The organism is Chitinophagales bacterium, assembly GCA_040877935.1.
GTDB lineage: Bacteria > Bacteroidota > Bacteroidia > Chitinophagales > CAIOSU01 > JBBDNB01.
This window is the reverse complement of sequence record JBBDNB010000043.1, coordinates 173455-188861: the sequence shown is the minus strand read 5'-3', so window position 1 is coordinate 188861 and position 15407 is coordinate 173455. Positions and strand designations below refer to the sequence as shown.

Below are 15407 nucleotides of genomic sequence, written 5' to 3'. Positions count from 1 at the left end.
ATTTAAGATCATTAAATGCACAATATTTTCAAAAATGAAAAATTAAATAATGCATTTCTGAAATATGGTTATGTATGTATTGACCTATTAACTGATACTGAAATCAAGGCGCTCAATACCTTTTATAATAATCACAAAATAAATGCAGCTTCAGGATTTCACACCACCCATTTCAGTACCGATAGAAAGTTAAAAAAATCTATCCATCATTATATAATTGAGCAGGTTTGGCCACTACTCGATAGGCAATTGCAGGATTTTACACCCGTATTTGCCAATTTCATGATAAAGGAAGCACATCATGAAAGTATAATGCCATTGCATGCTGATTGGACTTATGTGGACGAGTCAAAGCACCTAAGCATTGCAGCCTGGATTCCTCTTTGTGATACGAATGAAAACAATGGAACATTAGGAGTAATTCCTTTTTCACAACATCTTTCCAAAAACATAAGAGGACCAAGAATATTACAATGGGAACACCCTTTTAATGATAAAATCATAGAGGCTGCCGGAAAATTAATCAATATGAAAGCTGGTCAGGCAATAATATACAATCATAGACTTTTGCACTTCTCTCCACCTAATAAAAGTAATAAAGTAAGACCTGCGTTGAACTTATCTATAGTGCCAAATAATATTGAATTAATACATTACACTATTCCAGAAGGCTTTGACCAAATCCTGAAGTACAAAGTTGAAAATCAAGATTTTTATTTAGACTATGACAATTTCAAAGTTCCTGAAAAAGGGGAGCTTTTAGAAAACCTTGATAAGAATATTGTTAATCTTTTAAACAATGATCTAAACAATTTTTTAAGCAAATATCACCGCAAAAATATAGCTGAAAAAATTAAAAGATTTTTTCAAACTTAATTAAATACAACTGACTTGACCTATTTTTTGATCTTGTTTAATACATTATTTTTTTTCGAATGTAATGATTTTAACTCTATTTGAATAAGGTGTCGAAACAAATTAGCTAAGCATCCTCTATAGATGGGGGAATTTAAAAGTCAAAGAAAAAACGAGAGGGTGACATCTTTTACCTAAACAATTTGTCCTTATATGAATTTGCCGGAAAAAATGAATGACTATCAATAACTATTCACATTCCTTTGGAGAACTTACTTGCTTTTTGATGGTAGAAAAATTTTTAGTAATTGCAATTGCCACTTTACAATTATTTGTTTACTTTAAAAGTCGTGTAGCTACACTAATTGTTTATCGAGCGAATATATTGTCAGTTCCTTTCATTTTTATACAATAATATCTATTTAATAGGGTAAATGAATTTAAATTATCAATTTATAATTATTTTATGAGTAGCAAGACTAGTTTTTTTTTAGAATCATTTTTATATACAATTGCTGCCGTTTTAATTTGCTTTAGTTTTTTCGAAATTGTTTTTGATGATTCTTATGATGCTTTTATATCACAAATGAGTTCCCAGCAGTACTCTGATTTTTCATTAATGGATCAACATTACCTTTTGGTAATTTTATTTAGAGATTTTTACAAAATAATTCAAGACTTACTTCCTCAAATAAATGTTTTTTCAACAGCCTACATACTGTCCAATATATGTAGCTTGTACTATACCCTTTATACTTTAAGAGTTTTAATACTAAGAAAAACAAGTTTTCTTGTGCGATTTGTTCTTCTCAGTATATTGACTGCATTATTTCTTGAGAATATTATTTCCATTACCCATACTCGCTTTGCTTTAATATTTTCAGGAGTAGCTTTAATTAATCTATTGTTTAGAAATCTAAAGTGGAAAGGAATAGTTATACATCATATTTTATTTCTGTTCGGTTTTTTAACCAGACCTGAAAGTGGAATTGGTATGATAATTATAGTTTCTGCAGCATACTTAATACTTCATTTCAGACCACTTGCATTAGTTAAAAAAACAATTATTCCATTATCAGCTGTATTAATATTTTTTTTAGCACTACAGATACACAAAGAATTTACAAATAGATTTGAAATAAAAATCGAACCTGATATAGAGTATGCACTTTCAACAAACAGATTGGTACCAATCTCTCAAATGACCAATGCAAAAGATTCTTTAAGATATGAAATGGCCATGTACGGTATGTTTATCGATACTGCTTTCGTGAACGTTAATTTTCTAAACAGAATAGTCTCAAATCAATTTGAGCTAAACCAAAATCAAATTCAGGAATCTGTAATAAACATTTTATCATTGCAGTATTATTACCTAATAATTCCAGTATTGTTTATAATTATTATTTTAATTTCCATCATCTTATTTAACAACAAAATCATTGCCTTTAAGATAATTTTATTTAAAGCATTTATATTTTCACTCCTAGTGTATTTAGCTTACAATGCACCTTTAGCTGAACGACATTTTATAAGTATTGAAATTATTACACTGCTGCTTATAGCCTATTTTGTCTTTTCAAACAATTCGTTGAGTTCAATAAAACTAAATAAAGTTTTTGTTGCAACTTCTTTGTTAATAATTATAGGTTCTACTGCAATAACACTAAACAATGCGCTTGGCAACCAAATTCAAGTAGCTGAAGAAGTAGAATGCCTCAAATCTAACATGGTTCAAACTGAAAATGTATATCAAAATGAAATATTAATAATTAATTTATCAACATTTCACCTATTGGATTTGAAATATTCCTTTTTAAATAAAAATTACAAGGAAAACGATTATTTAATTTGGGATTTATCAAATTACTCTATTGTGCCCCGTTATTTGGCTTATCTGAGTAAAATTTGTAATTGCAATGCGAGCAAACCAGAAGAGTTTCTCAAGTGGGCTGAAGAAAAGAAAGCGATTTTTCTTTCAGATATTAAGAGAAGTGAACTAATTGAAAGATATATGTACTTGGTACACAACACAAAAATTGAATTTACCGATGCTGCTAAATCTAAGCAAATAAAACATCCAGACTGCATAAGCAATTCCATATTTGGTAATTACATTATGCAAAATGTTAAATTTCACGATTAATCTTTAACAATAATAAATTACACTCCAGTTTATTTGTGAATTTTATGGTTTTTAACAAAAATAATTATCAGACATTTTTAGCGAATAATATTAGCTATGAATAAGAAATACTTACTTACTACAGGAAGAATATTATTCGTGATTCTTATAATTATATTACTGGAATTGATCGGATATTTTGGAATTTATTTTAATTCCAACAACTCATTATTTCCTTCAAACTTAAATTATTACAATATAAAAAAAATGCTGAAAGCAGATGCTAATAACCAAAATATATCCAGGTATCTCACTCAGCCTTACCTAAATTATATTCCAAACCCGGGCTATAAAGGGAATTACTATATGGAAGTACTTAGAAATGGCTATGTCTCTGAGGAAAAAAAAATACAACAACATAATATTGATGGATACAGGGGAAATCGCATTCCAGTAGAAAAAAGCGAAAAATTCAGAATACTTTGTATTGGAGGTTCTACGACATATGGAACAGGTGTTTTAAATCCGGAAAATACATTTTCTGCACAACTGGAAAAACTACTGAATAAATGGCATAATTCAGGTGAATTAATTTTATCCACTAGTGGTGTGGAAGTAATAAATGCTGGACTGGAAGCAGGAAATTCAGCAGAAGAGCTGATGCAATACCTGTTCAAATATCGCTACTTCAAGCCGGATATGGTGGTACTGCATTCTGCCGGTAACGATGCTATGATTGATTATACAGATAAAGAATTTCAAGCCGATTACACACACTCCAAAAGATTAGACTTTAACATAGACCCACTGCCTTCGCAAAGCAAATGGATGATGAAATCCAATTTCCTGAGCTTTGTGATCATTTACTTTTTTTATTCTGATTTCAATTCATCCGATTTGCATTTTTCAAGACCTGAAAAACAACAATTTGCACATTGGTTTGATCACGAACTAATATACAGCGATACTTCTTTTTATTATCATCCATTTTATCAGAACCATCACAAATTAATCCAGGCAATACTCTCAGACAGTGCATCAGTAATTAACCTTTCATTTGCACTAAATCCGGAAGATGAATTTGTTAAAACCCATTCAGACTATGTTGAAAGAGTGAATGAGTTTAATAACATTATAGAAAACAGCACTGCCAAATTTAATAATGCACACTTTCTCAATTATCAATACGATTCAATTCCAGGCGAATATTGGTTTGATGATTGCCATTTAAACACTCAAGGTCACTCAATTAAATCAAAAATGATAGCCAGGAAAATCAAAGCGATTCTAAAATAACTAGATTAGTTAGGCATCCTATCTTCATCCCTTCTCCAATTGAGTTAATCTTTCTTCAAACTTGGGTATAATTGTCCCTCTCCTTGTTTTATACTCTCATGCGAAGGATGATACTTACTAGAAGAAAAACGGCTTCTAATCCATATCATTGCAATCTGGCTTACTTGAGAAGGTGTTAATCTATAGTAGTACATTAAATACCACATGTAATAGATACCGAAAATAAGATCTACACTTATACGCCAATTATTACGAGCTAAGTGTACCAATGGTTTTTTTAACACAGGAAATTTTACAACTAAGCCAAATACCCTCTGTAGGTTAATTATTTTATTTAATTCTTTATTATTTTTCCAATAGCGATCGTAGAAAGAAAGCCCTAAATTATCCACTACCGTTTCATCAAGCAAATTGTGTTCAACAGAATATTTTTGCAATTCCGTTCCCGGATAAGGATGGTAAACATAACAATTGGCATATAGGGGAGCAATTTCAATATTAAAATCTAAGGTTTTAACTGCTTGCTCAAATGTTTCACCCGGTAAACCAAGCATATTTAAAGTGGTAAACTTTATACCGTATTTTTTAGCTAATCTTGCAGCCTCTAGTATTTCTTTATTAGTGACTTCTCTTTTCAAGACTTCATTTCTAAGTTTTTCGTCACCACATTCAACTGCAATACCTAATACACCGTGATTGGTTTGGGCTAATTCAGCTACGTATTCTTCTTTATTAAAACGCTCTACACGGATTGCCCCAAGCCATTTTAATTGGCCATTTTTAATATTGGACAAACCTTTCAATACTTTTAGAGCCAAGCTTCGGTTATTGCCAAAATGATCTTCAACAAAATGAATACTCTCCTTATGCGGAGATAATTCAATGCATTGTTCAATTTCATCAAGAATATTCTCAGCACTTCTTTGTCTTACAAATTTACCGAGTCCATCAAATACTTTTTTAGCGGAAGGGATAAAACAATAGGCACAAGTATAAGGACAACCGCGACTTCCCAACATGGGAATAGTATCCCTATTGGCAATTTTGGAGTATTTCCAATAAATTGATCTGTCAGCAAATGGGATTGTATCCAGTTCATTAATAAGTTGAGCACCTTTGTTTTTAATAAGCTCTCCATTTTGCTTTTTAAACCAAAAGCCCGGCAATGTAGTATCTATTTCACCTTTATCTATTGAATCACACAATTCTTTAACCGGAACCTCTCCTTCACCGGTACAAATTATATCTACAGGCCCCTCTTTAATTGTCTTTTCCGGATTTAAAAAAACATGGACACCTCCAAAAACAATAGGCTTATTTAACTGGCTTTTAATAATTCCAGCTTTTTCAATAGCCCATTTATAGCTGCCTGAAAGTACTGAAAAAGCAACTATATCAGGGTTTAATTCAACTAATTTAGACAACCAATCTTTATCTTCATATTCAATTATAACTTCACATTCATGTCCGTATTGTTTAATGTACGAACTGATATACATTACCCCAAAGTATTCGTATACAATATCTTGAATAAATACTATTTTAGCCATAAATCATGTAATTAAAATAACCCAACGCCTATTTGTGTGAATCGAATGATTAAGATAATAAATTAATTGAGGAATGTCGAATGAAAATATGTTTAGCAAACAATGCAAAATTAATTTTCCCAAAATCTTATTTCTATTGAAACCCTGGTTAAATCTTCATTTAAATTAACAGCCCCACCATGAATTATATTTGAGGAGAATATAAGGATTTCATTTTGTTTTAACTCAGGTCTAACAATCTCATAGTCTCTCGAAATATTAGATACAGAGGGAAGTCCATACTGAATATTGTTATAATATGCGTTGGTTTTGGTTCTTTCTACCTCCCTCCCTTTCCATAGATGACTTCCTGGAATTAAACTCAAAGAACTCAATTCATTACTTCCGGCCAGTGGTATATAAACATTTAAACAATTATTCAAGGGCTTTAGCCAGGTATCTCTATGCAATGGATTATTATCCATCATATCACCTCGGTAAGGCCTAAATATCCTTATATCACATACATTTTTACAACTAATATCAGCATCAATTTTACATACCCGCTTCACTTCCTGGGTTAAATAAGCCGTGTTTATTCCTAAAAGCTCAGTATCCAAAAGCTTACCGATTTTTTTGATAATTTCAAGATGCGTTTCGTTAGTGCTAATAAGCTTGTGATAGTCTTCCAAGTTAGTTAGTGGCTTTGAAGTGATATCTTTTACTCTACTAGATATAAAGTCGGTTGCAGCGTTTCTAATATTTTCAATAAACTCAACGGAAATCTCTAAGGGAGTATATCCTTTTTCAAACCATGGAACCTCTTTGCTGTATAAATCAGTATGGGAAAAATCAATGCTTGAATCATTAATAGTCTCCTGATTAATATTTAAATCGAATACTTTTGAATTAATTTTATATTTCATACATTTACATTATAACTTCCAATCACAAACTTTCAATATCCACCTATTTCCACTTTTTTCCTACTATTTATTTCAATTTATTTCAACTATACTTCCATCTATCTCAACTATATTTCAATTTCATATCACCAAATTCTAACCTCTATCCTCTAACTTCCAGCTTCTATTTATCTATTTCAATTTATCTCAACTATATTTCCATTTTATCCCAACCGTACATCCATTTATTTCAATTTCACATCACCAAAACTCAACTTCTACATTCTAACTTCCAACTTCTATCCTCTAACTTTCAGCTTCTTTCATCAACCTATTTCAACCTTATTTCCATTATATTTCTATCTTCTTCTACATTCCTACTTCAAAACCACCCCTTTTTTATCAATCAGCGGCACATTGATCATATTTTCCTCAACAATGCTCTCACTGAGGAACACATATTTTTTATCGTGTAATTTTCCATTGTACCAGTAACTCACCCAAAACTGATTGCTAATGCCCTTGAGTTCATCGGTAATCAATTCAATAGCAACAGCTGCCTTCCCTTTTACAAGATCGAAATGTTGACGCAGTTCTGAAGTTTTCACCTGTTCATCGTCTTTTTCACCAAAGCCGACAGAACTTACCATTACATCATTGATCGGTTCATCTGCCAGGTTGACTAAAAAAACTTTCCAATCATCGGTATCCTCATCCAGGATGGGCGTGGCCGCCAGAACAATATGCTCTGTCTTTCTAAAATCAATGTCTTTGATCATGACCTTAGTCTTCTTATAAAATTTTCAAAAATCCTAACAAATATAAGCCTAAATAGTGCCTGATTAGCCCCTTGTTTTTAAAAATTGTCAGTTGTATCAATTGCCACAAATGCACTAATAAAAGAAAATAATTTATATTTATGTACTACTGAAGAAAACCGTCTTATATGAATAATATCATCTACAAAGAGGAGAGCTATCAAATAATAGGAGTCTGTATGGAAGTCCATAACAATCTTGGAGCAGGTTTTTTGGAAATTGTCTATAAAGATGCGTTGGAGTATGAATTCAGAAAAAACAAAATCCCATATGAACGGGAAAAAGAGTACAAGGTGAATTACAAGGAAATTACCCTACCCCATTATTTCTATGCAGATTTTGTAGTTATGGATAAGATTATCCTTGAGGTAAAAGCAGTACAGGGAATTTCTGATGAATTTATTGCACAAGCCATAAATTACCTAAAGGTATCAGATAACAGATTGGCTTTGATTGTAAACTTTGGAGAACTAAGACTAAATCATAAAAGAATAGTATTCTAAAACATCTACTAAAATCATTGTTTTAAAAACAAGAGATATTCGTGCATTTGTGGCTATTAAAAAACCATTCGTGCATTAGTGGCATTCTAACCTATGCATTTATGGAAATTCTTACAAACTCCGCATTGAAAATAGTGCCGAAATGTTTCAGAATCTTTGCTTTCACTTCTGCTTTATCAATTGTTCTGCCCAGTTCCTGCTTAAGTGAGCTCACTTTTTTATCGGAAATTCCGCAGGGAATAATAAAGTCGAAAAATGAAAGATCATTATTTACATTCAATGCCAAACCATGCATGGCCACCCACCGGCTGGTGCGCACGCCCATAGCACATATTTTACGACACTTTGCAGGATTGTCCTTGTCCAGCCACACGCCCGTTGCGCCCTCAATGCGCTCTCCTTCGATTCCATATTCATCCAATACTCGAATAATTACTTCCTCCAAATTGCGCATATACTTGTGGATATCGCTAAAGAAATTATCCAAATTAATCACCGGATAAGCTACGATTTGCTCCGGTCCGTGATAGGTGATATCCCCGCCCCTATTGATAGAAAAAAAATCCACTTTGTGTTTTTCCAAAAGTGCATCATTCAGTAAAAGGTGTTCTTTCTTTCCTGATTTGCCAAGTGTAATCACGTGCGGATGCTCGCAAAATATTAAATAATTATTGGTAAAATCCTTTTGCGCTTTGCCGGGCATATGCCCTTTGTTTTTCTTTTCGCTTACAATCTGATTGAAATATTCCTCTTGCAATTCCCAGGCATCTTTGTAGGGCGTAATTCCGATATCAATCAATTGTATTGGCACCATATTTTACTCGATAATCGAGATTTTAATACACCGAGGTTTGCCCGCCTGCTTAGTTGGGCAGGCCTCGAATTCAAAAATAATTTCCTAATAAATGCATAGTGGGCTTACCCCAAGGTAGTTTACTATGATTTAGCAAGCGAACCTTTTAGGTAATCGATCACATTTACCTCTACAGCATCTGTATTGGTCAGTTCGGCAATGTAATAAGAAACCCAATCGGTTAAATGGATGAGGTACATAAAATGTTCCGTGAGGTTTTTTCCTTCCGACCAAATTTCAATAATATCGGAAGCATATTTTGAAATAATTTCCTTGTTCAATTCAATGCGCTGTTTGTTGCGCTCATAATCGTCTTTGGTGCGTAGGAACACCGGTGCCCAATCGGCACTTTTTTTGCGCCAGCCCACCAGTTCATTGTGGTTCATTTCAGGCACTGCATGTTCCCAGCAAAGCATCTTGGCATTCTCATTGATTTGCTGCTTAAAGCGCACCCCAACAGAAGCGATGGGCGTAGTACTGTAAATCATGGGGATTTTGCCCACCAATCGAGCGGCCAATGCCTTGGCGTCTTCCTTTATGCTTTCTTCTTTATTGTCCAGCAATTCAACCGCTGCATTCAGCTCTTTTATAACTTTATTGCTGGTTAATCCAAATGCATGTAAAACAGCCAATTGCTGAACCAATGAATAACCCAAGCTCGCTCTTGGCGGTTGCCCACCTGGCACAACTACGTGATCTAAATTGTGCTTTTTCGCCAGTTCTACCAATTTCCCTCCAGAACTGATACAAACTATTTTAGCTCCTTTTTCAAGTGCCAATTTAAAAGCATTGAGGGTTTCTTCCGTATTTCCGGAATAGGATGATGCGATAAAAAGCGTGTGTTGATCTACAAAACTTGGAAGAAAGTAATCTTTATTAACTACAAAAGGGACTTTCAACTGATCGGCATTCAGGTCTGCGGCCATATTGCCTCCAATTCCGCTGCCCCCCAATCCGCTTACAACCACATTCCTGATTTCATTTTCGGCAGGAGTGGTCTTTATTTTTGAAGCAATTTCCAGGGCTTCTTTTACTTGTAGTGTAAAATCACTAATCAGTTGGTCCATCGATTTCATAGTATTCCGCTTTTATACTTTGTTTTAAATTCTACGCAAAGAAAAGGATATTCCCATTAATATTTATGGAAAGCGGAAAACTGCTACGGTAAACAACCTCGGGGCAAGCCCACGAGGCATTTATTTGGAAAAAATACTTTTGATTACGAGGCAAGCCTCTGAGCATTCAAATCTCGATTATCGAGTAAAATAAACCAGTTCAGTGCTGAATACCCGCTCCATAACTGAAAGGTCGGGACAGGTGGCGAACAGAAGTATTTGGCAAATGTAAATACGATGAATTGGATTTTAGCATCTTCAACAACAGTTCATTTTCATAGATAGAGATTTCCCGCCTTTGCAGAAATGGCTTCGTGCCGGTCCGAATGCCCGTCTGAACGAAGTCATTCGGGCAGGATTTGTCCGGGCGGACAGGCAAGCTCGAACTCGAACATTCTGAAGCAGACCCTCGACTTTATAGGCAGACTCTAAATAGTTAAAATAGTATTAAAATTTAATCCTTAAAATACACTATCAAACCGTTCCCTTTTCCTGCTGAGTTTCAAGTCCTGAAGTACCGAAGATTTCACATTGAGCTGTATGCTGTAGAATTGTCTTTCGACAGGGAAGGGGGTATAGGAAATATTCAGCACCCAGCAGTGCAGGTCGCGCACAATATTGATATTGGTCGTGGTTACTTCCATCCTATTAAAATCAAAGCCTGAGTTGACTGCTATTTTCCACTTGGGCGTAAGGCTCAAGTCCATATTCATATCTACAGAATTACGGGGAAAATCCAATTGATCAGGGTCTTCGGGCACTCCTTTGGTGACTGAAACATTATAGCCCAAAGTAAAAGACCAGGGCACCGTAAAATCATAATAATCCGTGGGATGTGTCCACATCAGCAAGCGGTCTAAATCTTCATCTCTATTTCCCTGCTTAGAGCGAAAAGAAGTATTAAGTGCCAGACTGGTGGTCGTCATCCGCACAAATCTTTTGTCTTGTGCCCAGCGACTGGTATTGATCCTGCGGTTTTCCGCATCGCGTCCGTAAGGATCTAAAGTGGTGCTGAAATTAATCCGAACTTTATTGGCAATGGTTGTGAATGCTCTTATCTGTATGGGATCCAGGTTGAGCGAGTCTTTGGCAAAATCATAAAAAGTGCTTACGCTAAAGTTTTCCAACAATTTAATGTTCTGCTCACCTTTGACAGTATCCTTTTTAGAGGCCACTTTCATTTCCAGATTGTTGTCCAGGTTTAGCCCAATACCCGCCCGCATACCATCGGGAGGCTGTCCATAAAGGGCATGCCCTTGGTAAATGGAGTATCTCTGAATATCACCGGCTTCATTCTGTTGCACTTCTTTATAATTGCCCCAAAATGGAGTGCCGAAATCAGGCCGGTAATTCAATGAAATTCTCGGAGTAAAAACATGACGAATGGCTTTTATCTTTTTGCTTTTAAAATTCACAATACCATAAAGCCTAGTGCTCATATTTAATGAAAAATTGAAATCACGGGCCGCCTTAAAGCCTTGCAAAGTATCGGTAACAATTTGCCCCTGAAGGGTATCCACTATGCTGTCGCCTTCATACACATAGCGAACGGTGGGATCCCATTCTTTGTCGATGGATTTGAAATACCAGCGCTCGGTATAGTCAAAGCGCGGTTCTATATTCAGGAATTTGGCTACCGTAAAAGAAGTATTGATGGGAATATTGTGCTGTACCCCGTACTGCATATTGTCGAAGGTGCGCATGTCAAAAAATGTAGAATCCACACCAGTGGCCTGGTTTTTAGCCCTTAAGTTATAAGCAAAGCCAATGTTTTCATACCATTTTTTCTTTCCGGTAGCAGATTTTGATTTAAAAGGATTAATCCTTGCCACGGAAAAATTCATAGAGGGCAGTGTCACTTCAATATTTCCTGTATTGAGGTTTTGATAATGGCTTGCATCCAAACTAAAACTAAAGGGGGTGCCCCGCCAGGAACGGTTGTAAGAAACATTAGAGCGCAAGTTGTTATTTTGGATGCGCTGTGCAGTATTGGAGAAATTGCGATCATAGCTACTTGTACCGAAATTCACATCAGCCGTGAAACGATGTCCTGGCCTTGCCTTGGCATCCTGCTGATGTTGCCAGACAACCCTGAAATCGTTGCTAACAGTAAAATCAGGAGAAAGCGGTTCCCCCAGGCGGTTTCTACCATAATCCAATCTTACAGCACCATTGTATTTGTAGCGCTTGTTGTAGCGGTTATTTGCCCGAATGGCATAACTTCCCGATGAATAAATATCCCCTCTCAATTCTAAATTGTAATAATCTGAAAAGGCAAAGAAAAAGCCGCCATTCCGCAGGAAAAAGCCACGACTACCTTCCTCACCATATTCGGGCAGTAGCACTCCCGATTTTTTTTGCGCATCAATCGGAAAAATGCCAAATGGCAGATAAAGTGGCGTAGGTATTTGTTCTATCACCAAATTAGCAGGACCGGTAACCATCACTTTTCCGGGCACCATTTTTATTTTATTGGCCTGGATATGAAAGTGGGGTTCATCCAGATTACAGGTAGTATACTTTCCTTTCCGGCCATACCATACACCATCTTCCATTTTTTTCACTGTCTCTCCATGAATATACCCCTCCCCTTCTTGAGTGCGTGCCTTATAAACTTTTCCTTTTTGGGTTTGGTAATTGTAGATGATTTTTTTTGCGCGATATTCCTGGCCTTTATCACTGAAATAAGTATAGTCAATTTGATTTCCCAGCGAATCTGTGTCGGTATCTGCAGTTATTTGATTATTGCTCCAATCAAGCTCAATAAAATAAGCTCGGAGTTCAATATCTTCATAATTTACTTTTGCATCACCGTATAAAAACACTTTCTGATTGACCATATCGTAAATAATAGAGTCCCGTGCTTCATAATCTACCTGGGCTTCAATTGAATCTCTTGAAACTATTACACTGGATTTTTGATATTTGCTTTCAGGAATAGCACTATCAGCCTCTGCTTCTTGTAAACTTATTGCTGATAAATGAGTGAATTTATTATCAATTGGAAGCGTTAAAGTATCTGCTTTATTGAAAACTTTTATACTATCCACATTTTCAAAATCGTTTTGTACTCTTATGGATACGGAATCTGCTTCATTTTGACCGAATAAGGGGCAAATGAAACCTAAAAGAAGGGCAATAATGCTTTGTGATTTAGGCTTCAAGAAAAATTGACTTAGTTTTAATGAATAATATTACGGACAAAAATAAAATTTAAAAACGTGAACAAGGCAATAGTATTCTTTCTTACTCTAAGCCTTTTGCTTTTACCTCGCTTTAATTTTGTTGCAAGCTTTATTGCAGCGGAATATAAAATTGATAAAATTGTAATTGATGCAGGGCATGGAGGAAAAGATCCAGGTGCGCTGGGCGGACATTCCAGGGAAAAAGACATTACCCTGGCTGTTAGCCTGAAACTGGGAGAGTATATCAAGGAATACCTTCCGGATGTTGAAGTATTATACACACGCGACAAAGATGTTTTTGTTCCGCTTGTAGAACGTGGAAATTTTGCCAACAAGCACAAGGCTGATTTTTTTATTTCTGTGCATATCAATTCTTTTCCAAAGCCTACTGTAAAAGGATCTGAAGTTTATGTTTTAGGACTGCATAAAACTGAAGAAAACCTCAATGTGGCCAAACGGGAAAATGCTGTAATCTTAATGGAGGAAGATTACGAAGAAAATTACGGTGGTTTTGACCCCAATAAACCCGAATCGCATATTTTGCTATCCATGTTCCAGAATGCCTATATGGAGCAAAGTATTAAATATGCTCAAATGCTGGAGGCTGAATTCAAAACCCGTGCAAAACGCCCCACTCGCGGTGTGAAACAAGCAGGCTTTGTTGTGCTCAATCAAACCACAATGCCCAGCGTACTTGTTGAACTGGGATTTTTGACCAACCAGGAAGAAGAGCGCTATTTGCTTTCTGAAAACGGCCAATCATACATGGCTTCAGCAATGTATCGCTCCTTTAGAGATTACAAAGAAAGAATAGAAAAAAGTACTTTAGAAGGAATTACAATAGACCCTGAGGGGCAACCTGAAAGCAAAGAACCAGTATTGGCAGAATTAGAAACTTCTGAAGAAAAAGTGAAGTCCGCCACACCTGAAGTACTTTTTAAAATACAGTTTTGTGCCACAAAAAAAGTCCTTGAAAAAAATGACAAGCGTTTAGAAATAGTAGACTCTTTTGAAATAGAAAAAATAGAAAGTGGATATAACCGTTATTTGACCGGTGCTTTTACGAATTATAAAGATGCAATTGCACACCGTGATAAATTAAGGGCCAATGGGCTGAGAGATGCATATGTTACGGCATATAAAGAAGGTAAGCGTGTATCTGTTAATCAAGTTTTAAATGCTCAAAAAAAATAACTTTTTTAGCTTTACTTAAATGATTATTTTTGGCGCTGTTCAAAATCGTTCAATTTGAAATTATCCGATGAATTTAAAGTAGGAGTGTTAGCTACCTTTGGTCTGGTAGTAGCAATTTTTGGCTACAGCTATGTTAAAGGCTACAGTTTTTTCTCAGAACCCCGCTATTTTTATGGCGTTTATCAAAAAGTAGATGGCTTAAATCCCTCCGATCCAATTTTAATCAATGGATATAAAGTGGGAAAAGTCCAAAGCATTCAACTAAAAGACTTAAAAAGTGCTCAGATACTTGTTTCTATAAGAATTAATGAAGATGTAGATATTCCTGAAAATTCTACTGCTGATATTATTTCTTCCGATTTACTTGGAGAAAAGGCCATTCAAATCAACATGGGGAATTCTGAAGTGCTTGCCAAAAGCGGTGACACACTCATGACTTCTACAGCAAAATCACTCACTCAGGAAGTCAGTGATCAAATGCTCCCCGTAAAATTAAAGGCAGAGGAATTGTTCAGCTCCATAGATTCACTGGTAACCATTGTCGGGTTTGTACTCCAGGAATCGAATATTCAGAAGAGTTTTCAATCTATTGAAAAAGCTACCAGCCAATTTGAACAAGTGGCCATAAATATTGACACATTGGTGGTTTCTCAAACCAAAACCATTAGTAATATTTTATCTAATATCGAAAATATAACTGCGAACCTTGACAGTAGTGATGAAGAAATTACTGCACTGATCTATAATTTATCGGCAGTTACAGATTCACTTAGCAAAGCCAATCTGGGACAAATGGTCAACAATTTATCTAAAAGCCTGGGTCATATGGCTCAAGTTCTTGATTCAGTAAACCAGGGACAAGGTAGTGTATCCGCATTGATCAACGAGCGTGAATTTTACGACAATCTCAATCGTACTGTAACTGATCTGGATAGTTTACTGGTGGATGTAAAGGAAAATCCCGGCAACTATGTACATTTATCACTTTTTGGTGGTGGCGGGAAAAAGAAAAGGTCAAAAAAATAGTTA

Annotated in this window: 12 protein-coding genes; 6 read left to right on the top strand and 6 right to left on the bottom strand. The window is 35.3% G+C overall.

Going from position 1 to position 15407, the window contains the following annotated elements; all coding sequences use genetic code 11:
- Positions 1 to 15 precede the first annotated feature (15 nt).
- The 3 genes from WD048_11770 to WD048_11760 all read left to right on the top strand — a co-directional run bounded on the left by WD048_11770 (position 16) and on the right by WD048_11760 (position 4276).
- On the top strand, positions 16 to 876 hold the full coding sequence (locus WD048_11770; protein ID MEX0812885.1) for a phytanoyl-CoA dioxygenase family protein: 861 nt from the start codon (positions 16 to 18) through the stop codon (positions 874 to 876).
- A 445-nt stretch (positions 877 to 1321) separates the two neighbouring features.
- Entirely contained in the window at positions 1322 to 3001 is a 1680-nt protein-coding gene (locus WD048_11765; GenBank protein MEX0812884.1) for a hypothetical protein, read from the top strand.
- A 96-nt stretch (positions 3002 to 3097) separates the two neighbouring features.
- Positions 3098 to 4276: an SGNH/GDSL hydrolase family protein gene (locus tag WD048_11760; protein MEX0812883.1), complete on the top strand. Its 1179-nt coding sequence runs from the start codon at positions 3098 to 3100 to the stop codon at positions 4274 to 4276.
- Between the two features lie 44 nt (positions 4277 to 4320).
- On the opposite strand, the gene WD048_11755 is transcribed toward WD048_11760, so the two are convergent.
- From WD048_11755 to WD048_11745, 3 genes are all read right to left on the bottom strand, one after another.
- Positions 4321 to 5826: a radical SAM protein gene (locus WD048_11755; GenBank protein MEX0812882.1), complete on the bottom strand. Its 1506-nt coding sequence runs from the start codon at positions 5824 to 5826 to the stop codon at positions 4321 to 4323.
- Between the two features lie 110 nt (positions 5827 to 5936).
- Positions 5937 to 6731 carry a phytanoyl-CoA dioxygenase family protein gene (locus tag WD048_11750; GenBank protein ID MEX0812881.1) on the bottom strand — a complete coding sequence of 265 codons (795 nt, stop codon included), beginning with the start codon at positions 6729 to 6731 and terminating at the stop codon, positions 5937 to 5939.
- 356 nt (positions 6732 to 7087) lie between these two features.
- Entirely contained in the window at positions 7088 to 7489 is a 402-nt protein-coding gene (locus WD048_11745; GenBank protein MEX0812880.1) for a hypothetical protein, read from the bottom strand.
- Between the two features lie 167 nt (positions 7490 to 7656).
- Between WD048_11745 and WD048_11740 the strand changes: the two genes are divergently transcribed.
- Complete coding sequence (locus WD048_11740) at positions 7657 to 8031, top strand: GxxExxY protein (protein MEX0812879.1); 375 nt, start codon at positions 7657 to 7659, stop codon at positions 8029 to 8031.
- 91 nt (positions 8032 to 8122) lie between these two features.
- Here the strand turns inward: WD048_11740 and lipB are convergent, their stop codons facing one another.
- The 3 genes from lipB to WD048_11725 form a co-directional block, all read right to left on the bottom strand.
- Positions 8123 to 8845 carry a lipoyl(octanoyl) transferase LipB gene (lipB, locus tag WD048_11735; GenBank protein ID MEX0812878.1) on the bottom strand — a complete coding sequence of 241 codons (723 nt, stop codon included), beginning with the start codon at positions 8843 to 8845 and terminating at the stop codon, positions 8123 to 8125.
- Between the two features lie 122 nt (positions 8846 to 8967).
- A complete protein-coding gene (locus tag WD048_11730) occupies positions 8968 to 9960 on the bottom strand; it encodes a bifunctional phosphoglucose/phosphomannose isomerase (protein MEX0812877.1) in 993 nt (330 codons plus the stop codon).
- 500 nt (positions 9961 to 10460) lie between these two features.
- Positions 10461 to 13163 carry a putative LPS assembly protein LptD gene (locus WD048_11725; protein MEX0812876.1) on the bottom strand — a complete coding sequence of 901 codons (2703 nt, stop codon included), beginning with the start codon at positions 13161 to 13163 and terminating at the stop codon, positions 10461 to 10463.
- A gap of 57 nt (positions 13164 to 13220) precedes the next feature.
- On the opposite strand from WD048_11725, the gene WD048_11720 reads away from it, so the two are divergent.
- Both WD048_11720 and WD048_11715 read left to right on the top strand, forming a co-directional pair.
- Entirely contained in the window at positions 13221 to 14378 is a 1158-nt protein-coding gene (locus WD048_11720; GenBank protein ID MEX0812875.1) for an N-acetylmuramoyl-L-alanine amidase, read from the top strand.
- 54 nt (positions 14379 to 14432) lie between these two features.
- Complete coding sequence (locus tag WD048_11715; protein ID MEX0812874.1) at positions 14433 to 15404, top strand: MlaD family protein; 972 nt, start codon at positions 14433 to 14435, stop codon at positions 15402 to 15404.
- Positions 15405 to 15407: the final 3 nt, after the last annotated feature.